The sequence below is a fragment of the Collinsella sp. LCP19S3_D5 genome, assembly GCF_052121415.1.
GTDB lineage: Bacteria > Actinomycetota > Coriobacteriia > Coriobacteriales > Coriobacteriaceae > Collinsella.
Genome location: NZ_JBQKEH010000010.1, coordinates 59598 through 84159, shown reverse-complemented (window position 1 = coordinate 84159; position 24562 = coordinate 59598). Strand labels below are relative to the sequence as shown.

The 24562-nt window shown below is 60.2% G+C and carries 23 protein-coding genes and 1 rRNA gene; 1 reads left to right on the top strand and 23 read right to left on the bottom strand.

Going from position 1 to position 24562, the window contains the following annotated elements:
• The 4 genes from ACTQXO_RS05815 to ACTQXO_RS05800 all read right to left on the bottom strand — a co-directional run.
• Nucleotides 1–293: ribosomal RNA gene (locus ACTQXO_RS05815) — 16S ribosomal RNA — on the bottom strand; the annotation flags it as partial.
• Between the two features lie 405 nt (nucleotides 294–698).
• Nucleotides 699–2099 (bottom strand): phosphoglucomutase/phosphomannomutase family protein, encoded by a 1401-nt coding sequence (locus tag ACTQXO_RS05810; RefSeq protein ID WP_441032012.1) that lies wholly within the window; start codon nucleotides 2097–2099, stop codon nucleotides 699–701.
• 175 nt (nucleotides 2100–2274) lie between these two features.
• Nucleotides 2275–3168: a homocysteine S-methyltransferase family protein gene (locus ACTQXO_RS05805; RefSeq protein WP_441032010.1), complete on the bottom strand. Its 894-nt coding sequence runs from the start codon at nucleotides 3166–3168 to the stop codon at nucleotides 2275–2277.
• Between the two features lie 12 nt (nucleotides 3169–3180).
• Entirely contained in the window at nucleotides 3181–3603 is a 423-nt protein-coding gene (locus ACTQXO_RS05800) for a metal-dependent transcriptional regulator (protein WP_154518396.1), read from the bottom strand.
• Between the two features lie 120 nt (nucleotides 3604–3723).
• Between ACTQXO_RS05800 and pepT the strand changes: the two genes are divergently transcribed.
• Nucleotides 3724–4971, top strand: coding sequence for a peptidase T (gene pepT, locus ACTQXO_RS05795; protein ID WP_441032008.1), 1248 nt, complete (start codon nucleotides 3724–3726; stop codon nucleotides 4969–4971).
• Nucleotides 4972–5224: 253 nt separating this feature from the next.
• Here pepT and ACTQXO_RS05790 read toward each other — a convergent pair whose 3' ends face one another.
• The 19 genes from ACTQXO_RS05790 to ACTQXO_RS05700 form a co-directional block, all read right to left on the bottom strand.
• The gene (locus tag ACTQXO_RS05790) at nucleotides 5225–6460 is read right to left on the bottom strand and encodes an LCP family protein (RefSeq protein WP_441032006.1); all 1236 of its coding nucleotides are present in this window, start codon (nucleotides 6458–6460) and stop codon (nucleotides 5225–5227) included.
• Nucleotides 6461–6472: 12 nt separating this feature from the next.
• Complete coding sequence (gene murA, locus ACTQXO_RS05785) at nucleotides 6473–7756, bottom strand: UDP-N-acetylglucosamine 1-carboxyvinyltransferase (protein ID WP_441017009.1); 1284 nt, start codon at nucleotides 7754–7756, stop codon at nucleotides 6473–6475.
• 88 nt (nucleotides 7757–7844) lie between these two features.
• Nucleotides 7845–8237 (bottom strand): ATP synthase F1 subunit epsilon, encoded by a 393-nt coding sequence (gene atpC / locus ACTQXO_RS05780; RefSeq protein ID WP_427727755.1) that lies wholly within the window; start codon nucleotides 8235–8237, stop codon nucleotides 7845–7847.
• A gap of 5 nt (nucleotides 8238–8242) precedes the next feature.
• A complete protein-coding gene (atpD, locus tag ACTQXO_RS05775) occupies nucleotides 8243–9697 on the bottom strand; it encodes a F0F1 ATP synthase subunit beta (protein ID WP_427727748.1) in 1455 nt (484 codons plus the stop codon).
• The gene (atpG, locus tag ACTQXO_RS05770; protein WP_441032003.1) at nucleotides 9697–10605 is read right to left on the bottom strand and encodes an ATP synthase F1 subunit gamma; all 909 of its coding nucleotides are present in this window, start codon (nucleotides 10603–10605) and stop codon (nucleotides 9697–9699) included. The genes atpD and atpG overlap by 1 nt, the downstream gene beginning before the upstream one ends.
• 5 nt (nucleotides 10606–10610) lie before the next feature.
• The gene (atpA, locus tag ACTQXO_RS05765) at nucleotides 10611–12218 is read right to left on the bottom strand and encodes a F0F1 ATP synthase subunit alpha (RefSeq protein ID WP_427727745.1); all 1608 of its coding nucleotides are present in this window, start codon (nucleotides 12216–12218) and stop codon (nucleotides 10611–10613) included.
• 2 nt (nucleotides 12219–12220) lie between these two features.
• A complete protein-coding gene (locus ACTQXO_RS05760) occupies nucleotides 12221–12697 on the bottom strand; it encodes a F0F1 ATP synthase subunit delta (protein WP_427727743.1) in 477 nt (158 codons plus the stop codon).
• Nucleotides 12690–13286 (bottom strand): F0F1 ATP synthase subunit B, encoded by a 597-nt coding sequence (gene atpF / locus ACTQXO_RS05755; protein WP_427727741.1) that lies wholly within the window; start codon nucleotides 13284–13286, stop codon nucleotides 12690–12692. The genes ACTQXO_RS05760 and atpF overlap by 8 nt, the downstream gene beginning before the upstream one ends.
• A gap of 21 nt (nucleotides 13287–13307) precedes the next feature.
• Nucleotides 13308–13499 carry an ATP synthase F0 subunit C gene (locus ACTQXO_RS05750; RefSeq protein ID WP_303941830.1) on the bottom strand — a complete coding sequence of 64 codons (192 nt, stop codon included), beginning with the start codon at nucleotides 13497–13499 and terminating at the stop codon, nucleotides 13308–13310.
• A 98-nt stretch (nucleotides 13500–13597) separates the two neighbouring features.
• Nucleotides 13598–14395, bottom strand: coding sequence for a F0F1 ATP synthase subunit A (gene atpB / locus ACTQXO_RS05745; RefSeq protein WP_441032000.1), 798 nt, complete (start codon nucleotides 14393–14395; stop codon nucleotides 13598–13600).
• 45 nt (nucleotides 14396–14440) lie between these two features.
• Complete coding sequence (locus ACTQXO_RS05740) at nucleotides 14441–14734, bottom strand: hypothetical protein (protein WP_441031998.1); 294 nt, start codon at nucleotides 14732–14734, stop codon at nucleotides 14441–14443.
• A gap of 468 nt (nucleotides 14735–15202) precedes the next feature.
• A complete protein-coding gene (gene upp / locus ACTQXO_RS05735; protein ID WP_040359658.1) occupies nucleotides 15203–15850 on the bottom strand; it encodes a uracil phosphoribosyltransferase in 648 nt (215 codons plus the stop codon).
• A gap of 123 nt (nucleotides 15851–15973) precedes the next feature.
• Nucleotides 15974–17515 (bottom strand): glycerol kinase GlpK, encoded by a 1542-nt coding sequence (gene glpK, locus ACTQXO_RS05730; protein ID WP_441031995.1) that lies wholly within the window; start codon nucleotides 17513–17515, stop codon nucleotides 15974–15976.
• Nucleotides 17469–18272, bottom strand: a complete 804-nt coding sequence (locus ACTQXO_RS05725) for an L-threonylcarbamoyladenylate synthase (RefSeq protein ID WP_427727732.1) — start codon at nucleotides 18270–18272, stop codon at nucleotides 17469–17471. The genes glpK and ACTQXO_RS05725 overlap by 47 nt, the downstream gene beginning before the upstream one ends.
• A gap of 209 nt (nucleotides 18273–18481) precedes the next feature.
• On the bottom strand, nucleotides 18482–19732 hold the full coding sequence (locus ACTQXO_RS05720) for a N5-glutamine methyltransferase family protein (RefSeq protein ID WP_441031993.1): 1251 nt from the start codon (nucleotides 19730–19732) through the stop codon (nucleotides 18482–18484).
• Nucleotides 19733–20364: 632 nt separating this feature from the next.
• Entirely contained in the window at nucleotides 20365–21432 is a 1068-nt protein-coding gene (gene prfA / locus ACTQXO_RS05715; protein ID WP_154518366.1) for a peptide chain release factor 1, read from the bottom strand.
• Nucleotides 21433–21731: 299 nt separating this feature from the next.
• The gene (locus ACTQXO_RS05710) at nucleotides 21732–22634 is read right to left on the bottom strand and encodes a peptidase dimerization domain-containing protein (protein ID WP_441031991.1); all 903 of its coding nucleotides are present in this window, start codon (nucleotides 22632–22634) and stop codon (nucleotides 21732–21734) included.
• Between the two features lie 21 nt (nucleotides 22635–22655).
• Entirely contained in the window at nucleotides 22656–23549 is an 894-nt protein-coding gene (locus ACTQXO_RS05705) for an aldose 1-epimerase family protein (protein ID WP_427727722.1), read from the bottom strand.
• Nucleotides 23550–23663: 114 nt separating this feature from the next.
• Nucleotides 23664–24530, bottom strand: a complete 867-nt coding sequence (locus ACTQXO_RS05700) for a hypothetical protein (RefSeq protein ID WP_441031989.1) — start codon at nucleotides 24528–24530, stop codon at nucleotides 23664–23666.
• Between the last annotated feature and the right edge of the window lie 32 nt (nucleotides 24531–24562).

Genomic DNA, 24562 nt, shown 5'->3' with positions numbered 1-24562 from the left:
TCTCAACCCGGCTACCCGTTGTCGGCACGGTGGGCCGTCACCCCGCCGTCTACCTGATGGGCCGCGGAGCCATCCCCTCCCGTCGGGGCTTTAGCCCGGGCGCCATGCGGCTCCCGGGGGTATCCGGTATTACCCGTCCTTTCGGGCGGCTATCCCGGGGGAGGGGGCAGGTTCTCCACGTGTTACTCAGCCGTTCGCCACTCGCTTCCACCCGGAGGTGGGTGCCGTTCGACTTGCATGTGTTAGGCGCGCCGCCAGCGTTCATCCTGAGCCAGGATCGAACTCTCCGTCCAAAATATATGGGCTTCGAGCCCGTCCGGTCCTCACAACTATTAGCTGATCGGTTCCGTTCGATTCATATGGTTCTGTATAGGAAAAGGAATTTCTCGGGGCCGCCTCTCGGCGGCCTTGCGAAAAACGAATCCAAGTCAGACCATTTCAAATGGTTCGATGTCTGCCCGGATGCGACACATCTGGTGTGTCCATCCTCGCAGTATCCGGTTCTCAAGGTGCACGCCTGCGCGTCTCATCCGGTCGAACCGGGCCGCGCGGCAAGGAGATATATTGCCAGACCGGAGGGGCCCGCGGGGCGGGAATCTGGTTGCACACAACTCCTACATATTTATACCCGCAGCTGACGCTTGCCAGTCGTTACCTACCACTCGCCGAGCATATCTTTATATTGAGTAGCCCCATGGCTAGAGCCGATATGCGCCCCGAGCCAAAGCGCAGCCGGCATCAAGCAACTCGTCGCGCTCCTCCACCGAAAAGCCCTCGGCGTACACTCGCACCACCGGCTCAGTGCCACTCGGGCGAACCAACAGCCAGGTATCATCCTCAAATGCCAAACGCAAACCGTCCATGTGACTTACGCTCTGCGGCGCCTTGCCGCAAATCGACTTGGGATTCACACCGGGAAGCAGCGTGCGCAGCGACTCGGCATCTTCTGCCTCAAGTCGTAAATCTCGACGGCCATAACTTGTTTTTCCAAAACTCGCCTCGAGCTGATCGACCAGCACGCCCAGCGAAGCCCCCGTCTTTGCCATGAGCTCGCACAGGAGTAGGCAAGCGAGAATGCCGTCACGCTCGGGCATATGCGCGGCAATGCCGATGCCACCGGCCTCCTCACCGCCCATAAGCACCCCGTCTTTTTTCATCTCGGCGGCTATATATTTGAAGCCAACCGGTTTTACGGTCACGCGGCAACCGAGTGCCTCGGCAACACGACGTACAAGCGTCGAGCACGATAGATTGACGACGACTCGCCCCTTCAAATTGCGAAACTGAACCAATTCACCCATTACGAGCGCCATGATCTGATGCGGATGTATATATCTACCGCGCTCGTCGACCGCGCCAATACGGTCAGCATCGCCATCGGTCACCAGGCCGGCACACGCGCCGTCTTCGATAACTGCACGCTCGCAGGCATCCACCCACGGCTCTACGGGATCGGGACAGATATCCCTCCAATCCGATGCTTGCCCCGCATGAATCTCATGGACCTCAACACCCAGCTCGCGCAGCAAATCGGCAAGATAACCTTGAGCCGCTCCCCCCATGGGGTCGACCACCACGCGCAGACGAGCGGCACGAATGGCATCGGCATCGACAAACGATGCTACCGCTCGCATATAGTCGGGAATGATATCCGCCGTGCGATACTGCTCCTCGAGCCCCAGAGGTTCGGCGGCCATCGTTGCCTCGAGTTCTTCGATGACGTCCTGGCTTGCCGTGGAACCATCGCCCATGCGCAGTTTGAGACAGAGATAGCCCTGCGGATGATGTGAACCGGTCACCATGAGCGCCCCGCACGCCTCGCCATCGTATGCGGCAGCCCACGTGATGGCAGGCGTGGGTACAAAACGGGCCGCGAGCACGGCATCAAGGCCATGGGCCGCAAGCACGCCAGCTGCAAGTTCTGCAAACTCGCGCGCCCGGGGACGGGTGTCATACCCGATATATACCGTCTTGCCGGGATATGTCTTTTGCCAGAGCTCGCCGGCGGCATCAGCGATACGGGCAACATTGTCAGCGTTAAAATCCTCGCCGACGCGAGCGCGCCAGCCATCAGTTCCAAAATGAATTATCGCGCACACACGCAGACACCTCGCAGTGTTTGGATCATGGTACGCAAGTGGTATACCCGCAACGAGCGCCCGGCAAGCCGCCGGCGCACGCATTCACCGTTTAGGCAAAAGCCATCGAGGGCGCATATAGACAAAAAAACCGCCCCGGTCGGGGCGGTAATTCGAATGTGCTTTTCTTAGGACTCTATATATCGAGCGCGTCTGCCATAGCAGCCGTCGTGATCGCCGTGGTTCCGCAACAGCCACCAGCCATTGCGGCGCCAGCCCGCTTCCACTCGACGCATGCGCGCGCGAAAGCTTCGGGGTCCTCGTGCCACACGGGCCCATCTTGCAATTGGACCGGATTTCCCGCATTGGGACGTACAGTAACGGGCGTCGTGGCTATCTTGACCATTCTTGGTACCGCAGCGGTAGCAGCTGTCAGGGTGCAGCAATTGATCCCAACCGAGCTCGCACCGTGCTTCTCGGCATACAAGATGGCACCTTCGATGTTTAGGCCATCACCCAGCAGGTCGCCCTTGTCATCAATAGCAAAGCTCACCAGAACGGGCATGCCATCAGCGGCATCATGGACACCGGCGAGCACGGGCTGCAGATTGCGGATAGACGTGATCGTCTCGACCAGAATCCCGTCGACGCCGGCGTTGAGCAGGGCGGACGCCTGCTCGCGAGCATTTGCGCGAATCTCTCGATACTCGGAAGAATCCTCGACAAACCACTCAATCGCAATAGGCCCCATGGACCCCAGCAATAGCTGGGGATTTGCCTGGCGGGCATCGTCGACCGCCCCGCGATTGACCTCTGCCATAGATGGAGCGATTTCATCGCGATCGAGCGCAAAACCCGATGCCTGGAACGTATTGGTAATAAGCACCTGTGCACCAGCGGCGGCATACAGTCGGTGGATGCGAGAAACCGTCTGTGGTTCGGCGAGGTTCCAAAATGCCGGCGGAATATCGGCGGCACCGTATTCACTCAGCAGCACGCTGCCCATCGGACCCTGTGCCAGCAGCGTCTCGCTGGCAAGTCGGCGCATAAGCTCCTCGCCGCCGAAGCGATTGTAATAACTCGTATCCATATATATGTTTCGCTATTCCTCGATGCTGATTCCCTGCTTTTCGAGATAGGCGAGCCAACGGACCATTGTGTCCTCGGAAAGCGCGTGCTCCATCATGCAGGCCTCGGCATCGGCGCGCTCAAAGTCGACGCCGAGCTCCTGGACCAAAAATGTGCGAATCAGGCGATGGCGATACCAGATAGCCAAACCGACCTCGCGCCCACGGTTGGTCAGGATAACCTTGCCGTAGTGAGACTGCTCGACAAGTTCGGATGCCTTGAGAGCCGAAACCGCCTTGTTGACCGATGCCTTCGAAACGCCAAGGCGCTGTGCGATATCGACCGACCGCACGCCATTAGTCTCCCCATCCTCGCTTTCGATGCGAACCATGCACTCCAAGTAGTCTTCGTTCGCCACCGTTAGATGTAGCTCGCGCGAGCTATTTGTCGTATCCATGAACATCCGTCCCTTCTGCATTCAATGGCTGATTCTACCCCATCCAAGCGTCGCGGTATGACGCGGTATACCGTGCTAGAGTTCTTGTTGCACACGACAACCAAGATTGGAGCGGTCTCTATGGAAAACACCACCACGAACCCCGACGTACTCGAGCGTTTTTTGCGCTACGTCCAGATCAACACACAGTCCGAGGATGCCAACTGTGACCAGGTTCCGTCGAGCACCGTCCAGTTTGATCTTGCCAATGTGCTTGCCGAGGAATTGCGCGAGCTTGGTGCAACCGATGCCCATGTAACCGAAAACGCCTATGTCTGCGCTCACATTCCCGCGAGCGCCGGCTCCGAGAATAAGCCCGCCCTGGGCCTGATCGCGCACCTCGACACCACCGAGGTCGCACCGGGCGCCGGCGTAGCGCCGCACATCGTGCACTACGAGGGCGGCGACCTGGTTTGCGGCATCGTCGACGGCAAGCCCGTATCCATGAGCACCGCCAAGCTCCCCGCCCTCAACAACCTTTTGGGCGAGGACCTGGTTTGCACCGACGGCACCACGCTGCTGGGCGCCGACGATAAGGCCGGTGTCGCCGAGATTATGGCGCTCGTCGCACGCATTGCACAGGACCCCAGCCTGCCTCACCCCACGCTTGGTATTTGTTTCTGCCCGGACGAGGAAATCGGCCACGGTGCCGAGCTGTTGGATATCGAGGACTTTGGCTGTAAGTATGCCTACACAGTCGACGGCGGTCCGGTTGGCGAGCTTGAGTGGGAGTGCTTCAACGCCGCCGAGGCTACCGTTAGCTTTGAGGGCCAGTCCATTCACCCCGGCGACGCCAAGGGCCGCATGGTTAACGCGGGCAATCTGTTCTGCGACTTCAATGCCCTGCTCCCCTACGTGCAGCGTCCGGAATACACCGAGGGCTACGAGGGCTTCTATCACCTTGAGGGCGTTTCTGCCACAGTCGACCATGCCACGGCGCGCTATATCGTCCGTGATCACGATGCCGCCAAGTTCCAGCAGAAGCTCGAGCTGATGGATGCTGCCGCCGCGCTGCTCAACCAGCGTCTGGGCGAGGAGCGCGTAACGGTCGAGATCAAGCACCAGTACCGTAACATGGCCGAGATTGTCCGCGACTACCCAGAGCTGATCGATGTCGCCAAGGAATCCTTCCTTGCCTGCGATGTTGAGCCCCAGGTGCTGCCGATTCGCGGCGGCACCGACGGCGCACAGCTGTCGTTCCGCGGCCTGCCCTGTCCCAACCTTTCGACGGGCGGCTACTGTTACCACGGCGTCAACGAGTTTGTCCCGGTCAGCTCGCTCGTCAAGATGACCGACGTCTTGCAGGAGCTCGTCGCCCGCTTCGCATAAGGAACTCGAATAATCTAGGTAAGCAGAATCGCCCCGTCCTCAAAACCGAGAACGGGGCGTTTTTGGTGCAAGGGGAGTAGTCGGCATCGCTGGTTGAATCAACGTCAGCGAGCGACGTCCAGAGCGAACAAGTTAGCATGAAAAAGGCAGGACATTGACCTTCTGGTCATGCCCTGCCTTTTGAATGACAAATTGTCGCTCTGGGCGGCGCGCAACGTCGAGCCGTTGCGCGGGCTGACAAGCCCGCGCAACCCTAGTAGTTGGCTTCGTAACCGTTGCCGTCGCCAGTGGGTTCCTCGTAATAATATGAGCTGTAATCCGAATCGTCCGAATAGCTCGAATCGTCCGAGCTTTCCGACGAACCGGCCGTACCGTAGGCGTAATCGTCAGAAGTATGGTTGCTCAAATCACCGATTGTGGAGCTGGTTCCGTCGGATAGGCCCATGGTGTTTGGTCCCTTAGGATCCTTGCCGGCATCGACGCGCGCCATCATCTCCTTAAGCTCGTCCTCGTAGACAAAGACATAGCTCTGGCCGTCGATCATGGTGGTTTCATCTGCGTAGGAAGGCAGATTCGCCGAATAGATGCCATCGACATCCATGCCGCGCATAGCATTGACCGTAGACACGATGTCCTGAACGCTCATATCGGTCACAAGCATATCGGACAGCGAATTAACCAGGTCGAAGACCTTCGTAGCATCAAAGTTGTTGAGAATCTGGTTGGCAAGGGCACCAAGCACCTGGCGTTGGTGACGCATGCGCGTATAGTCGCCGTCGGCATAGGTATAGCGGCAACGGGCATAGGTGAGCGCGGTAGCACCGTCCATGTGCTGCTGGCCTGCCGTAATCTTAATGTCCAGATGCTCGGGGTCATCGACATCGTCGGTGGCGTTGATGTCGATACCGCCCACAGAGTCAATCAGTGATTGCATACCGTCAAAGCTAACCTCGGCATAGTGGGAAATCTGCACGCCGCACAGCTCATTGACCGCTTGAACCATGGCCTCGGCACCGCCATAGGTATGGCAGGCGTTGATCTTCATGGTTTCGCCGTTATAGACAACCTTGGTATCACGTGGTATGGATATAAGCGTAGCCTGCTTTTGCGTAGGGTCGATGCGCGCCAAGATAATTGAGTCGGAGCGATACGTGTCCTCGCCCGGACGACCATCGGTACCCAAAAGAAGCACGTAGAACGGATCCTTGGCCTCATTGGTATCCACCAAGATATGGCGCAGATTGTCGGTAATGACATTGGAATCGCCGAGCTTGCCCATAATGCTGGCGAACCACAGCCCGGCGGCAGTCGTAGCGCTCAACAGCACGCCAAGCACGGCGATAAGCGCAACGCGACGGATTGTCTGGCCGCGGCGGCGCTGACGAGCGCGCTCGGAGTAGCGTGCAACATTATCGCGACTGTAGATCTTGGCCTGTGCGCCGGTTGAAGGTCTTCGAGTATCCGCTAAGGGCTTCTTATTATTAAACATAGGCAACCTGCATTAGTAGATGACGGGATCGGGAACAGTGGCGTGCTCGACGTTTGCACCAAGTGCCTGGAGTTTTTCGACAAACTGCTCATAGCCACGTTTGATGTGATGGATGGCCGAGACCTCGGTAACGCCGTCGGCGATAAGGCCAGCAACGACGAGCGCGGCGCCGCCGCGCAGATCAGGCGAGGTAACCTGTGCACCCGAGAATCCCTTGACGCCATGAATCATGGCGTGATGGCTTTCGATGCGGATATCCGCGCCCATACGGACCAGCTCCGACGCGAACATGAAGCGGTTCTCGAAGATATTCTCGGTAATCACAGAGCTGCCATCAGCAAGAGCGGAAAGCACCATGATCTGCGCCTGCATGTCCGTCGGGAAGCCCGGGAACGGAAGTGTCTGAATATCGACCGGCCTGATGCGCTCGACACGACTCACGTGAACGCCATTCTCGATTCGCTCACACTCGATACCCATGAGCTCCATCTTCTTGAGCACCATGCCCAAGTGAATGGGGCAAAAGCCCGTAACGTCGACACCGCGGTCATCGGCCATCAGGGCACCGGCAACGATAAAGGTGCCGGCCTCGATGCGGTCGCCCACCACGCGATGGGTAACGGGATGCAGTTCGTCCACACCTTCGATGGTCACGACGGGCGTGCCGGCGCCAACAATCTTGGCGCCCATCTCGTTGAGCATGTTGGCAAGGTCGACGATCTCGGGCTCGCGAGCCGCATTATCGATAACCGTAGTGCCTTGTGCGCGCACGGCCGCCATGATGAGGTTCTCGGTAGCGCCGACGCTGGCAAATTCAAGCGTAACCGTGGTACCACGCAACCCCTGAGGAGCGTTGGCATTGATGTAACCGTGTGCAGTGTCGAATTCTACGCCCAGCGCCTCAAGACCCAAGATGTGCATGTCGATCTTACGGGCACCCAGATTGCAGCCACCCGGCATGGCAATCTTGGCACGATGGAAACGGCCCAGCAGGGGACCCATCACGGCCGTGGAGGCGCGCATCTTGGCGACAAGCTCGTAGGGAGCCTCCCAGGAATCAACCTGAGAAGTGTCGATCTCGAGCGTATGCTCATCGAGAACGTCAATCTTGGCGCCCATACCCTTGAGCACCTTGCCCATAACATGGACATCCGAAATATCGGGCACGTTCTGCAGCGTCGTCTTCCCCGGTGCCAGAAGCGTTGCCGCCATGAGTTTGAGTGCAGAGTTCTTTGCACCCGAAACAGGCACGGAGCCTCCGATGGTGTGGCCACCTTCAACACGGATAATATCCAAGGTCTACCCTTTCAAAAAGCATGCCCGGGATGGCTGGGCCATCCCGGGCATGATGTGTTCGCAAATAGTCGAACGCCAAATCGTTTGACTATTGGGCAAGCATGAGCTTACACCATGCGATTTCATTATAGAGGTAGGCGCGACGTGCATCATCCTCCGACAAATTACCCAGCTTCTCTTCAAAACCTTGAATATCAGCTTTAAGCTTGTCGGCATCGACGGTCGCCAAATCGCAAGCGCGCTCGGCGAGGACAATCACGACATCGTCCGCAACCTGGGCATAGCCGCCGTCCACAGCAAACGTGTGGTCGACGGTGCCCATTTGCTTATCACAAACGCGAACGTAGCCGCGATCGATCGTGCAGATCTCGCTAGCGTGACGCGGAAGAATGCCGAACTCGCCGTCCGTGGAAGGCAGGGCGACAAATGCCGCCTCGCCTTCATAGGCGCAGCTCTCCGGACACACGATGCGGATTTGCATAGCCACTACTTCTCCTCCATCTTGGCGGCGCGCTCGCGCACGTCGTCAATCGTGGACGCATAACGGAACGCCTGCTCGGGCAGGTCGTCGCACTCGCCGTCGACAATGGCGGCAAACGAGCGGACCGTGTCCTCGACACGGATGTAGACACCGGGGTTGCCGGTGAACTGCTCGGCGACGTGGAAGGACTGAGACAGGAACTGCTGGAGCTTACGGGCACGGTTGACCGTAAGGCGCTGCTCCTCGGAAAGCTCGTCCATACCCAGAATGGCGATGATGTCCTGCAGGTCGGAGTACTCCTGGAGCAGCTCTTGGACTGCGACGGCCACACGATAGTGCTCCTCGCCGACAATCGAGGGATCCAGGGCGTCGGAAGAGGAAGCCAAGGGGTCGATTGCGGGATACAGACCGAGCTCGGCGATGGAACGCGAAAGAACGGTCGTGGCGTCGAGGTGCGTAAACGTCGTGGCGGGAGCCGGGTCGGTCAGGTCGTCTGCAGGGACGTAGACAGCCTGAACGGAGGTGATGGAACCCGTCTTGGTCGAGGTGATGCGCTCCTGGAGGTCGCCCATCTCGGTAGCCAGCGTGGGCTGGTAGCCAACAGCGGACGGCATACGGCCCAGAAGGGCGGAAACCTCGGAACCGGCCTGGGAGAAGCGGAAAATGTTATCGATGAACAGCAGGACGTCCTGGCCACGATCGCGGAAGTACTCAGCGGTGGTGAGGCCGGCCAGACCGATGCGCAGACGCGCTCCAGGCGGCTCGTTCATCTGACCGTAGACCAAGCAGGTCTTGTCGATAACGCCAGACTCGCTCATCTCGAGGAACAGATCGGTACCCTCACGGGTACGCTCGCCAACGCCGGTGAACACCGAGGTGCCGCCATGCTCCTGGGCGAGGTTGTTGATGAGCTCCTGAATCAGAACGGTCTTGCCGACGCCGGCGCCGCCAAACAGACCAGTTTTGCCGCCACGGATGTAGGGCTCGAGCAGGTCGACGGCCTTAATGCCGGTCTCGAAGATCTCGGTCTTGGTAGTGAGCTCGTCAAAATGAGGTGCCGGGTGATGGATGGGATAAAACTCATCGATCTGGGGCATGGGCTTGCCATCGACAGGCTGGCCCATAACATTCCAAATGCGGCCGAGGGTCTCGGGGCCGACGGGCATCTTCATGGGTGCGCCGGTGTCGACCGCGACGACGCCGCGCTGCAAGCCGTCGGTCGACGTCATGGCGACGGTACGAACGACACCGCCGGGAAGCTGAGACTCAACCTCCAGGATGGTGCTGATGTGACCCATCGGCGTATCGGCCTCGACCGTGAGCGCGTTGTAGATCGAGGGGACAGCGCCATCGAACTTAACGTCGACAACTGCGCCGATGATACGGACGATACGTCCCTCACCGGCCGTCTGACGTGCCGTGGCCTCCTCGACCGCCGCTTTAACGGTGGTATCTGCCATTAGTGTTCCTCCAATGCTGCGGCTCCGCCCACGATCTCGTTGATCTCCGTGGTAATGGAAGCCTGACGCACGCGGTTATACGTACGGGTAAGAGTCGAGATGATCGACGACGCGTTCTCCGTGGCGGAGTGCATGGCCTTACGGCGCGCACCCTGCTCGGCGGCGGCCGAATCGATCAGCGCCTGGTGAATGACGGTCAGGATGTAGCTGGGGACCAGCTCAGCCAACACATGCTGGGCGGTCGGCACGAACTTGAACGAGGACGAAACGCGCTCGGGGCCCTCGTCTGCGTTCTTGCGCGGGCCATGTGCCATGGCGATCATCTCGGGGTCGAGCGGAAGCAAATGCTCGGTACGAAGAACCTGATCGACGCGGTTGCGAGCGTGATGGTACACGATCTCGACGCGGTCGAGCTGACCCTTGGAGTACTCGTCGCAGATATAGCTCGCGATCATGCGGGCATCCTCGAGGCTCGGGTCGGCCGAGGAACCCTCGAAGTGCATGACCGTGTTGGCACGGCTGCGGAAATACTCGCTCGCCTTGCGACCGCATGCGATGATCTCGCACTCGGCGCCATCATGTGCCCATTCGCGAGCGATTTTCTCGCAGGTGCGCTCAACGTTGACGTTGAAGCCGCCCGCCAGACCGCGATCGGACGTGATCGCGATGATCAGACCGCGCTTGAACTCCTCATGCGTCTTGAGCATGGGGTTGTCGCCGACAGTCTCTGTATCGCTCGCAACGGTGTGCATGACGTCGGTGAGCGCCTTCTTGTAGGGCTCAGCCTGCGTGGCTCGATCGAGCGCGCGACGGATCTTGGCCGTAGAGACCATCTCCATCGTGCGCGTGATCTGCTTGGTGCTCGTGACCGAGGAGATTCGCTTCTTAATGTCGCGAAGGTTAGCCATAGAGCTTAGTTCTCCTCTGCGCCCTCAGCTGCGCTCGCGGTGGAGGCATGCTTGGAGGCGTACTCGTTCTTGAAATCGGTGATGGCCTGAAGCAGCTGCTCTTTGGTCTCGCCGTCGATCTTGTTGGTACGGACCTTCTGCAGCAAGCCGCCAAAGCCAGCATTCATGTACTCGAGCAGCTCGGCGCGGAACGGCAGCACCTCGGAAAGGGGCAGGTCGTCGATAAAGCCCTCGTTGCCGGCGAACAGCGTAACGATCTGCTCGGCGACGTCGAACGGCTTAAAGCGCGGCTGCTTAAGAAGCTCGGTCATGTGCGCACCGTGGGTAAGCTGCTTTTGGGTGGCTGCATCCAGGTCGGAACCGAACTGGGTAAAACCGGCGAGCTCACGGTAGGCGGCAAGGTCCAGACGGAGGTTGCCGGCGACCTGCTTCATGGCCTTGGTCTGAGCGGAGCCACCGACGCGCGACACCGAGATGCCGACGTCGACTGCCGGGCGCTGGCCCTGGAAGAAGAGCTCGGACTGCAGGTAGATCTGACCATCGGTAATGGAAATGACGTTGGTCGGAATGTAGGCCGAAACGTCGCCGTCCTGGGTCTCGATGACCGGCAGGGCCGTCATGGATCCGTAGCCGTTCTTCTTGGACATCTTGACGGCACGCTCGAGCAGGCGAGAGTGCAGGTAGAAGATGTCGCCAGGATAGGCCTCGCGTCCGGGCGGACGATGCAGCGTCAGCGACATCTGACGATAGGCGACAGCCTGCTTGGATAGGTCATCGTAGATGACGAGCACATGGCCGCCGGGGTTGGTCTCGCTGGCGGGCTCGCCGTTCTCGCCGTTGTACATAAAGAACTCGCCGATAGCGGCACCGGCCATAGGGGCGATGTACTGCATAGGGGCCGAGTCGGCAGCGGTAGCCGAGACGATGATGGTGTAGTCGAGTGCGCCGTGCTGGGCGAGGGTCTCACGGATGTTGGCAACCGTAGAGGCCTTCTGGCCGATAGCGACGTAGATGCAGACCATGTCCTTACCGCGCTGGTTGAGGATGGCATCGATCGCGATGGCGGTCTTGCCGGTCTTACGGTCGCCGATGATGAGCTCACGCTGGCCACGGCCGATAGGAACCATGGAGTCGATAGCGAGCAGACCAGTCTGAACCGGCTCGCAGACCGGGGTGCGGTCGATAACGCCGGGGGCCTTGAACTCGATGGGGCGACGGTGCGTGGCGACGATATCGCCCAGGCCGTCGATGGGCTGACCCAGCGGGTTGACGACGCGACCGAGCATGGCGCGGCTCACGGGAATATCCATGACGCGACCGGTGGTACGGCACTCGTCGCCTTCCTTGATGACGTTGACGGCACCGAACAGAACAGCACCGACCTCATCGCGGTCGAGGTTCTGGGCAAGGCCGTAGACGGTCTCGCCGGTCTCGGAGCTCTTGAACTCCAAGAGCTCGCCGGCCATGGCGTTGCGCAGTCCCGAGACGCGCGCGATGCCGTCGCCAACCTCGTCAACATGGGAAACCTCTTGCGTGTCGACGGTAGCCGCCAGGCCATCGAGCTTCGCCTGCAGGGCGCGGGCGATGCTTTCGGCATTGAGGGTATCGGACATAACTAGGCTTCACCTCCGTTATTCAAAATCGTGGAACCGAGGGCCTCACGCGCTGCGCGCAGCTGGGTCTTGACGGTAACGTCGCGACGCTGGCCGCGGGCCTCGAGAATCAGACCGCCGATGATGGACGGATCGACCTTCTCGATCAGGAACACCTTGCGTTTTAGATCGGCCTCGCATTTCTCGGTAATCGTGCGGCGCAGCTCGTCATCGAGCGGGACAGCCGTGGTGACGGTGACGCCTACGACGTCCTCGTCGGTCGCGGTTACCATCCGATAAGCCGATGCAATCTGCGGCAGAAGATCGAGCTGGCCGCGCTCGAACACGGTACCGAGGACAGCAAGCACCTCGGGGCTGGCGTTCGCGATGACCTCAAGCTCGTGAAGATCGCGGAACACACGGCCCTCGGCCTTAGCGGCCTCCAGGAGGGTGCGTGCATAGGTCTCGAGAACCCTGTTCTCCATGCGGCTGTTAGGCATTCAGGCTACCTGCTTCCTTTATGTAGCGCTCGATCAGACGACGCTGCTCGTCGTCGTTCTCGAGGGCCTCGCCGACAATCTTGGTCGCAACGGAGACGGAAAGATCGGCGATGGAGCCGGCAGCGGCGGCATAGATGGAGTTGCGCTCGTCCTCGGCGTTGGCGTGGGCCTTGGCAATGATGTCCTCGGCCTCCTCGTGAGCCTTGGCGATAATGCGGGCGCGCTCGGACTCGGCGTCCTGACGGGCGGCGGTCACGATGTCGGCAGCCTGACGACGGGCGTCGGTGAGGAGGGCGTCGGACTCCTTGCGGGCCTCGATGGCCTTGCGCTTGGTGGTCTCAGCCTCATCGAGGCTGTCCTTGATGCGCTTGCCGCGCTCCTCCATCGTCTGCAGAATCTGCGGCCAGGCGAACTTGGCCAAAACGATGAAGATGATGAGGAAGGCAATGAGTGCAGGGACGAATTCCGCCATCTTGGGGACGAGGATCTCGGCCTTGTTCTCAGACTCCTCGGCGAATGCCGACACCGGCATGGCGAGCATGGCGCCCGTCAGCGCAGCAGCGACTTTCGCGTGGTTGAAATGCTTCATGGCGACTACCTTCGTGCTCAATTACGAAATCAGCGTAACGACGAAGCCGATCAGGCCCAGAGCCTCGGTGAATGCAGATGCAAGAATGAAGACGGTGAAGGCACGGCCCTGGACCTCAGGCTGACGAGCCATAGCGCCCGTAGCACCGAATGCTGCAAGACCAATTGCGAGACCGGCACCGATAACGCCGAGACCATATCCGATAACTCCCACGATTCCTCCTTTGTCGTGCGCGTGTGCGCAGGATAAATACCTATGTTGTAGAGGCGCACGCGGGTGCCGCGCCTCCGAACACCAAATAAATGCGACCGCTAGTGGGCGTCAGCCTCTGCGATCTGAATGTACACGGCCTCGAGGACCGTAAAAACGTATGCCTGAACAAAGGCAACGATCAGCTCGACGGCGTAGATTACCAAAAGAATCAAAACCCACGCCACGCTGGGCAGGGCGCCCACGGCGTTCATGGCCGTAAAGTGCTCCAGCATCGGCTGGGCAAAGAGCGTGGCCATGATGGCGAACGAGCCCATGACGATGTGGCCGGCGAACATGTTGCAGAACAGACGGACGGCGAGCGTGACCAGGCGCAGGCACAGCGAGAAGAGCTCGATGACCCACACGAAGACGTTCATGGGGAAGGCGACGCCCGCAGGGGCGAGGCTCTTGAAGTACCCAAAGAAGCCGTGCTTCTTGATACCGAAATAGATGAAGTACACAAACGATACGAGTGCGAGGGCGGCGGTACAGCCGATGGCACCGGTGCCGGGCTTCATGCCGGGGATGAGGCCGATAAAGTTGTTGATCAGGATAAAGAAGAACAGCGAGGCCAAAAACGGGAAGTGCTTCTTCCAGTTGTCGCCAACGACACCCTTGGCGATATCGTCCTGCACGTACTCGATGACCCACTCGACGCCGTTAACGAAGAAGCCCTCGGGGACAACCTTCTGCTTCTTAGTAAACGCGAAAAAGACCACGAACATGACGACAGCGGCGATAAGCAGCCAGAACGAGTACTGCGTCAGGCCCGCGTTAAGGTCACCCACGACCGGAGCCGAGGAGAACTCAGCGACGAGCTCGGCGATCGCGCTGGGTAACTTGGCAAATGCGTCCAAGATTCCACCTTCCCTGTTTGCCCGCACCAAGGTGGGGCAACGCCTTTAATCCTTCATAATCACCATGCAGGCGATCACGATCCAACAAATCAAAAACCCGGCGAGCTCGCCGCACAAAAAGGCGATGAGCGCCACGGGGGCTACCAGGTGCACAATTACGACGCCCATAAAGAGCACCGCAAACGACACCATGATACCCAACATGCCTACCGTCATGTTGGCATCGCGTCGATGCGCCAGCACCGAAGCAAGCGCAAGGTACAACGGCAAAAATGCAACAAGACCGACGACGAATCCCGTTGCGATGAACGGCACGTGGCCTGCCAGCTCAACCGGCATGTGCGTTCCCTTCTCGCGACATATAGCCCACATGGAGCCATACCCCGCTCACATCGTCCTAGTATTTTAGGGCGCATGATTGCAAAATCAATGCACTGTTACCCAACCTTAATCGCGTCTTTAGCCCCTTGGGGTGTCAAACGGACAAAAGGCCGAGCACTGAGGACGAATGGGTCGCGATGGCCGACGAGCGTACTTGACAAACGCCGCCGCACCCGCGTAAGCGCAGCGCGACAGCGTTGTTGACTATTGTACGAACCGAACACGCGATGACAAGTGGAAAAACGTAAGTTAATACACAACTGTACATTTTCTTAAGACACTCTTTATACCGTACCTACGGTATAGCGCGTTTTGGGCCCTCTGTGACTGCGACGACACTCATAAATATGCGTGCAGGCGTCACTCGTACACCCGCACGCACCAATCATGCACGAATGAGCACGTGCAGCTGCCCATGCCCAGCGACTAGAGCGTGCCGTAGATGCGGTCGCCGGCGTCGCCGAGGCCGGGAACGATGTAGGCAGCCTCGTTGAGATGGTCGTCGATGGCACAGGTATAGATATGCACATCTGGGTCCTTCTCGGTCAGCGACTTGAGGCCCTCGGGGGCCGCGACGATGCACAGCATGCGGATGTCCTTGACACCGCGCTCGCGCAGGTAGCTGATGGCCATCTCGGCCGAACCGCCCGTGGCGAGCATGGGGTCGACAACCAGGCAGATGCGCTGGTCGATATCCTTGGGCATCTTGCAGTAATACTCATGCGGTTCGTGGGTAACCTCGTCGCGCTCCATACCGATGTGGCCCACGCGAGCGGAGGGCACCAGGTCGAGGATGCCGTCGACCATGCCAAGGCCCGCACGCAGGATGGGCACGATGGCGAGTTTCTTGCCGGCGAGCTGTTTGAACGTGGCGGTAGTGATGGGGGTCTCGACCTCGACGTCTTCCATAGGCAGGTCGCGCATGGCCTCGTAGCCGTCAAAAAGCGCGAGTTCGCGCACGAGCTGGCGGAACTGATTGGTGCCGGTGTTTTTGTCGCGCAGGATCGACAGCTTGTGCTGAACGAGCGGATGATCGACAAGCGTCACACGGGACGCATCGTAGGTAACGGTCATGAGTTGATTGCCCCTTTCGTTGCGGCCGTAAAACGACCTTGCTGGCATGGCGCGCAGCGATGTTGCCGCCGCGCGCCATACACATGTTTAGCGGTTTGCTGTATCGAGTGGCCCGTCGCAGCCCTACTGTGCGGTACTGAGCGAGCGCTTGACCGCATCGCGCCAGCCCGCAAGGTTTTGCTCGCGGCGCTCGGCGGACATGTGGGGAAGGAAGGTCCTAACAATCTGGGCATTTTGCTCCAGCTCTTCCAGGTCTTCCCAATAGCCGACGGCAAGGCCCGCCAAGTACGCGGCACCGATTGCCGTGGTCTCCACCGTCTCGCATTGCAGCACGGGGATATCCAGCAGGTCGGCCTGGAATTGCATGATGAACTCGTTGCGCGACGCGCCGCCATCGACAGACAGGCGTTCGATCGAAAGCCCCACGTCCTGCTCCATGGCGCGCAGCACGTCGTAGCTCTGATATGCCATGGATTCGCAGGCGGCACGTACGATGGTCGCACGGCTCGAGGCGCCGGTCAGACCGCACACGATACCGCGGGCACGCGGGTCCCACCAGGGGGCGCCCAAACCCGCAAAGGCGGGAACGAAGTAGCAGCCCTCGTTGTCGTTAATCGAAGCGGCGAGTTGTGCAGACTCGCTCACGCTCGAGATGATGCCCATGTTGTTGCGCAGCCAGTTCATGGTTGAGCCGGCGGCAAAGATAGAACCCTCGAGTGCATAGCTGATCTTCCCGTCCGCGGCGATACCGATGGTGGAGACCAGACCGTTCTTGGATTCGACGACCTCGTCGCCGGTGTTCATGAGCATAAAGCAACCAGTACCATAGGTGTTTTTGGTCTGGCCGGGATGGAAACAGCAGTGGCCGAACAGCGACGCCTGCTGGTCGCCCGCCACGCCCATGATGGGTGGCATGTTGGTCATGATGTCGCTCGCGACGCGGCCGTAGTCGCCCGAACTCCAACGAACCTCGGGCATCATGGAACGCGGAACGTCAAAGAGCGCCAGCAGGTCGTCGTCCCAATCGAGCGTATGGATATTAAAGAGTGCCGTGCGGCTGGCATTGGTGTAGTCGGTGGCAAAAACCTGACCGCCGGTGAGGTTGTAGATGAGCCAGGTGTCGATGGTGCCAAACATGAGGTCGCCCACCGCCGCGCTCTCGCGTGCGCCGTCAACGTTGTCGAGAATCCACTGCACCTTGGAGGCCGAGAAATACGGGTCGAGCGTAAGCCCCGTGCGGGAGCGCACCAGCTCTTCTGCGCCCTGCTCAACCAAATTATCGATCAGAGACGCGGTGCGACGGCACTGCCATACGATGGCGTTATAGATGGGCTGGCCGCTCACGCGGTCCCATACCACCGTGGTCTCACGCTGATTGGAGATACCGATGGCGGCGATGCGATCGGAATGAATCCCGCTCTTAAACTGAACCTCCATCATGACCGCAATCTGGCTGGCAAGGACCGCCATGGGGTCTTGCTCCACCCAGCCGGGACGCGGGAAGCTGGTTTTGACGCTGCGGCGCGCTTGGGCGACGATGCAGCCGTACTCGTCGACGATGGTCGCAAGTACCGAGGTGGTGCCGCAGTCGAGCGCCATGATGTAGGAACCGCCAAAGTCAAACGAGGCATCTTCCATGCCCAGGCTGCCCAGATTCAACGACATCGCTTACACCTTTCTGTTGCATCGGGTCGGACAGGACCCGCTCAATCTCTGATGCGGGAAGTGCGCCTTGGCGCAGGATCTGAAGCCCGCCGTGCTGGAACGACACGATGGTCGAAGCGTCGCGGCACGGCGTCTCGCCCGCGTCGACGGCCACGTCGACCCCTTCTAGAATGCGGTCTTCAACGTCGGCAAAGCTTGCCGGCGCGGGCGCGCCGTGTGTATTGGCGCTCGTACAGGCAAGTGGGCTGCCACAGGTGCGAATGAGCGCCTGTACCACGGGCGATGCCGACGCGCGAAGAGCCACCGTGTCGTCGGCGGCACGCATAAAGGTCGGCACGCAGGGAGCCGCCTTGACCACAATAGTCAGGGCGCCCGGCCAGCATCGTCGGGCAAGTATGCGTGCCTCTTCTGGGATATCCACGCCGTAGCGGTCGAGGGCCTCGGCATCATCGACCAGCCAGGCGACCGTTTGGGTGAGCTCACGCTGCTTGAGGGTAAAGATGCGACGGTAGCCGGTACCGAGCGCGGGCACCGCGGCGCCGTTGACGGCAGCCTGCGGATCGCGCGGCCACGGCAGAGATTCGCTTGTATCTTGGGGCACGGCGTCCGAGAAGGCGTTGACTGCCACAGCGACGCCATAGACGGTCTCGGTCGGGATCAGGGCCAGGCCGCCACGGCCGAGCACCTCGGCCGTACGCTCGACGGCGAGCCGATGCGGCTCGCGCGCTCCCTCGAATACCCGATAGACCGTCTGCATGTGTATGCCAGCCCCTTACGCTCTGGTGAAAGTTTGTTTACTGAGGGGCATTCTCGCACGAAACGTTTAACCTATTTGTCCACAGCGCATGTTGGTTTGGTGAGCGGCTATAGCAGTCGGTGAAAGTGAGGGGTAATTGAGCCGTGACAAGCCTCTTTACATTTCCGGCGCAGCGCTCCCGCCGCCGCGCCGCCAATGCGCTTCGTACTTTACTGACGTTGTTTGGGCTCGGTGACGATAGCTCGAACGATGCGGGGACGATCGGTGAGGTCACGGACGATGCGTACGTCCGAAAGACCCGCCTGGCGGCAGAGCTCGGCCGCGGCGTCGAGGGCGCCCTCATAGAGCTCGCAGGCAAACAGGCCGCCGGCGCGCAGCATATAGGGCGCCGCATTGAGCAGGCGGCGGAAGATATCAAGGCCATCGGCTCCGCCCTCGAGCGCCAAATCGGGCTCAAAGTCCTTGACCTCGTGCGGCAGCGAGCGCATGACGTCAGTCGGGATATAAGGCGGGTTGGAAACGAGCACGTCGAAGGTGCCCCACTCCTCGCGGGGGATAGAGCTCACCAGGTTCGTGAGGCTGAAGGCGACCTCATCGGACGTCAGCCCGAGTGCATCGCGGTTTTTGGTGGCCAGGTCGATGGCGCGCGGCTCGATATCGGTAGCGGTGCAGGCGACATGGCCACGACGCTCCCAAGCAAGGGAGAGCGAAATGCAGCCTGTGCCGCAGCCGACCTCGAGAACGCGGGCAATGCGGGGGTCGGCAGGCACAGACGCGGCGGCATCCTGCACTAGGGCCGTCTCTTGTTCGACGCCTTCGATGGCAATGCCGTATTCGTCGAGCTCGGGCTCAGCGACTTCCGCGGTCTCGGCCTCAGCTGCCTGCGCGGCGGCTTCCTCGGCCTCACGATCGGCCAGCTCCTCGGCATAAGCTCGGCTGCCCAGCACGTCTCCGCCCAACGCCGCCTCATCGGCAGCCGTGAGGTTGGCGGCACGGCGCTCGGCAGTCGCGCGTTCGTCAGCCAATGCGACTTCGGCTTTACGCGCCTGCTCGACCTCGTCGTTCCATGGCAACTCTACGCGCTGGCGGGTGGCAGCCTCGGGGCTCAGAACCTCGGCATCCAGATAATTGAGGACTTCCTCGACGAGCATCTCGGTCTCGGGACGTGGAATGAGCACGCCGGGGGCGCACGCGACGTCGATCATGCGGAACTGCGTGCTGCCGGTGATGTACTGCAGCGGCTCGCCCTTGGCGCGACGGACAACCGCCGCGTGCATGGTCTCGAGCTGCGCTGCATCGAGTGTGTCGTCCATACGCATATATAAGTCGATGCGCGCTAGGCCCGTGGCTGCGCACAACAGCCACTCGGCAGAAAGACGGGGGTGCTCTTCGCCGCGCTCGGCTAGGTACTCCTTGGTCCACTCGAGACAACGCCTGATGGTCCAGATCTCGTTTGCCATGGGTCCTCCCCTCTTAAGCGCCGGGCGGCGCGCGAATGTCGGAGCAGATTGTACGCGAGGGCGGCACGCGGCGAGAGACGATTGGAAGCGATTATCGAGAATCAGCCCAGAATTTTGCACCGGGCTCGCTCAAAGTGTTCATTCGCCGACGTCTAGATTTGCATTCGTCAAGCTTTTGGCAAGGTTGCCCCAAAACTGACCAATATCTAACCAAGAACTTGCCAAATCACTTGACGTGCGACGCACCAAAAAGGGCCCCGCGACTTCTTGGACGATATTTCGATCAATATTTTCAATTGCAGATGAAGGCTGTTAATTACTTTGAGCAGGTAGACAGCTTAATTTCCAACAAAGTAGATTAAATAAACTCGAAAAGTAATTTACCCAACCTAGTCATTTAAGAACGTCCCCAATGACTACCTCTGAGGCGCCGCAGGTTGAGCATAAGTCCCCAATGACTACCCGCCGCAGGTAGAGGACGGACAGCGAGCGCCGTCCAGGGCGAATAAGTTGGCATGAAAAAGGCAAGGCATAGACCTTCTGGTCATGCCTTGCCTTTTGAATGACAAATTGTCGCCCTGGGCGGCGCGCAGCGTCGGCCGGTCCGCCGTTCGGTAGAACGGCGGAACCTACTACACGGCCTGTGCCAGCTTCTCGGCACGCTCGGCGGCGGCAAGCGCCTCGATGACGGCACCGAGTTGGTCGCCCAGAAGGACGCCGTTGTAGGTGGAGTTGAAACCGATACGGTGGTCGGTCACGCGGTCCTGGGGCTGGTTGTAAGTACGGATCTTCTCGGAACGGTTTCCGTGGCCAATCTGGCTCTGGCGCTCGGCGCCGAGCTCGGCCTGCTGCTTCTCGAGTTCCATCTCGTACAGACGGGCACGCAGCATCTGCATGCAGACCTCGCGGTTTTGAATCTGGGAACGCTGCTCCTGCGACTGCACCACGGTATTGGTGGGCAGGTGGGTAATGCGCACGGCGGAGTAGGTGGTGTTAACGCACTGACCGCCAGGACCGGAGGCACAGTAGGTATCGATGCGCAGGTCGGACTGGTTGATCTGAACGTCGATCTCCTCGGCCTCGGGAAGCACGGCGACAGTTGCCGTGGAGGTCTGGATGCGGCCCTGGGACTCGGTCTTGGGAACGCGCTGGACACGGTGCACGCCGGATTCGAACTTCATGACGGAGTAGACACGGTCGCCCTCGACCTTGAACTCGATGGACTTAAAACCGCCGGCCTCGCTGGGGCTGGAGTCGAGCACGGTGGTCTTCCAGCCACGCGACTCGCAGAAGCGTTGGTACATCTTGTACAGGTCACCGGCGAAAATGGCCGCCTCGTCGCCACCTGCGGCGGAGCGGATCTCGACGATGGTGTTCTTGTCGTCATTGGGGTCACTCGGGATGAGCATGTACTTGATGTCTTCCTCGAGCTGGGGAAGCTTGTCCTCGTTCTCGGAGATGTCCATCTGGAGCATCTCCTTCTCGTCGGCATCGGTAGTGTCACGGAGCATTTCTTTGGCAGCCTCGATGTCGTCGAGCGCGCCGATGTACTCGCGCGCAGCGGCAATGAGGTCGGACTGGTGCGCGTACTCCTTGTTGAGACGCGTGAACTCCTTGATGTCGGAGGCGACGGCCGGGTCGGAAAGCTTCTTCTCGAGCTCCTCGTAGGCCTTGATGATCTTTTCGAGCTTGTCGCGCATGGCGGAACTCCTTTATATGCGTGAAGGTGAAAATCGGCGGAATTGATGGGGCGCATGGCGCCGTTGCGGGGTAAGCCCAGCTAGAACATGTCGATTTTCAGATACATGCGCATCCCTTCGCGTATAGGGTACATAGTTGCGGTCTAACCCATATATGATAGCGTGCGCAGGCAAACCTGCATATAACCCGCACGGAATGAGTGGACGTAGTCGTTGGGGACGTTCCTTAACGACGAGTCGTTTAAGAACGTCCCCAACGACTACAACGGCTAACAAAGGGACTGTCGCTTTGTCACATTCTAGAGCGTTTGAAGCAGAGCGATGAAAAAGTGGACACCCTGGAGGTAGGCACGGCGGGTAATGCGCTCGTTGGTGCCGTGGACACCGCGATCGCACTCGTCATCGTCGACCACAAACGCCGAAAAGCGAATGCATTCAGAGCAAATACGCTGATAGTTAGCCGCATCGGTGGCACCGATCACAGTTGAGGGCACAATGCCGACAGCAGCCCCGCCCGCCGCATTCGGTACGTTTTCCTCCGCCCCCTTTTGATCACGAAAGTAGCGGGCGGCAATAGCGCGAACGGCCTCGAGCCCCGGTCCGCCAACACGTGGGGACGGCGAAGGTTCTGAGCTGCCGGGGCCAAGTTCGACCTCCACGCGCCCGGTAAGGCCCGCAGCGGCAACGGCCTCGCGGCAACGGTCAACAACATCAGCCACGCCCGTGCCCTCGAGCATGCGGAAGTTAATATTGGCCCACATATCCTGCGGCATCACGTTGGCGCCAGTGCTGCCGCCCTCAATCTGCGTGGGCGCACAGGTAGTGGTCACGAGCGGATAGAGCTTGTTGCTGGCGAGGCAGTCGCGAACAATGACGCCTCCGTTGGCGGCAATCTCATCCGCCGTGTAGAGCCCCAACTCGACAAGCTGCGCGGCAAGCAGATCGGTCACGCGCGTCGGCCACTCGATATCGCAGATTGCGGCGATAGCGCGGCTCAATACCTCGAGCGATGTGCCGCCGTAGGGGTTGGACGAATGTCCGCCTTCGCTCTTCGTCTTGAGCACGATATCGGCATAGCCCTTCTCGGCAAGGTCGGCATGCATAAGCCAGCCCTCGCCCGCGCCGTACTCGGCAGCCGAAACAATACGGTAGTCACCCTCGTCAATCAGGTATTCAAGTTCAACGCCGCGCTCCTCGAGCACGCGGCCGATGGCCCCCGCTCTCTAGAGCAGCGTAACCTCGAAGGCGCGCTTGTCGGTGGCGCCGGGAGCCAAGGTGATGGTGTTGACCTTGTGCTCGAAGACGTCGTCCTCGGTGTCCATGGTGGTATGTCCGGTCCAAGGCTCGAGCGCCACGAACGGGGCGTCGTTGGCGGCAGACCACACGCCAATGTACTTAAAGCCCTCAAAGTCAATCTTGACGCCGTGGCCCGACTTGCGACCGCGCAGCGTGAGCGTGGAGCCCGGGGTATCGGTGAACATGATGGCGTCGTTGTCGAAGCTACGGTGTGTGATGGGCAGCACGTCCGAGTTATCGGGAGCCTTGTAGCTTCCCTCGAACGTCATAAGGCCATCGGGCGTGATGATGGGGGCCTCGTTAGTCCAAGCCTCGGTAAACGCCAGCTCGTAATCCTCGAACGCCTCGTCCTCGGCACCGGGAACGGGCACGTTAAATGCGGGGTGGCCGCCCACCGAAAACGGCAGGTCCACGTCGCCGGTGTTGGTGACGGCAAAGGTCTGCGTAAGAGTGGCGTCGCCAGTCAGGGCATAGGTCATGTTGAGCTTAAAGTGGAACGGGAAGGCCTTGAGCGACTCGGGCGTATCGGTGATCTCGTAGGTGACGGACGAACCGTCCTCCGACACCTCGACCAGCTTGTGCTCCACGATACGCGCGATGCCATGGCGCGCCATCTCGCAGCTGCCGGCCGCAGACGTCGCCGTGTTGTTGCGCAGCGAGCCCACAATGGGGAACAGGATGGGCGCATGCTTGCCCCAAAAAGCGGGATCGCCCTGCCACAGATACTCGTTGCCGTTGAGGGCAAGGCTCGTGAGCTGGGCGCCCATGGAATCGATGGCCGCGGTGAGGCCGCCGCGCCTGATGGTAGTGACGGTAGACATGCTACTTCCTCCAAAAGTAAACAATAGTGTCGAGAACTATTGTCCCACTCTTGGCGGCGGGACGGGACGGCAGGCGATTATTGAGTAGCCATAGCGGAAATGGGCGGCGAGCGCCTACTGGGTATCCACGTAAAGGTCAAACCCGCCCTGCGAGGTGGTGTCGACCGTATCGGGCGCCCGCGAGTTAAAGCTCGCGGGAACCATTCTTTTCGAGGCACGAAAACGCGTGCCGTCGGTGGCGACAGGTGGCTCATCGACCGTAAGTTCGTAGTCGCCGGGCTTGAGCTCGATACCGTCACCTTCGGAATTGACGTATTGGTGCTCGTCGATCGCTTGTCCCTTGAGCGTACGGCCCACGATATGGATGAGCATCTGGCTGTCGCCGCGCGCGGTATCCCACGTCGCGCCGTCCTTGACCTCGACCGACACATGCACCGAGCGCGTACGGCTGAGCGATTGTTCGACGGAGATCTCGACCTTGGCGGCGTCTTGGCGCTGCTGCTCAACATGGCTCCAAACGCTGCCGATTGCCGAGCAGGCGATAACGCCGGCCATGAAGGCGATGAGGATGGGGCCGAGCGGAGAGCGCCGGCCCGCGCCTTCCTCGCGAGCCAGATCGGGGCGATGCGTGGGCGCAGGCGCCTGGGCGCCCTGCGCGGGCACGTCGAGAATGCTAAAGGATGCCGTGCTGTCGGGGTCGATAGTGTGACGCGGCTGTGGGGTCCTTGCCGGCGAGATGGACATGTCGGCCGGCTCACCCAGTGTGGCCGTGGCGTCGGCCTTTGCCTCGTCGGCCTCAGCCTGGGCCCAGGCCTGTTCAAAGGTTAGGGGTTCGGCCGAGTCGGAAGCGGCGTCCGTCTTGACGGTGTCGTTGCCGCTCTCGTCCTCGTCGCTCGACACGTCATGCGGCGCGGGCTCGTCCCACTCCTCGTCCGGAACCTCGCCCTCGCTATACCACCATTCAAAGTTATCGATATCCATACGGGGCGCCCCTTAGGCCTCGCAAATAAACA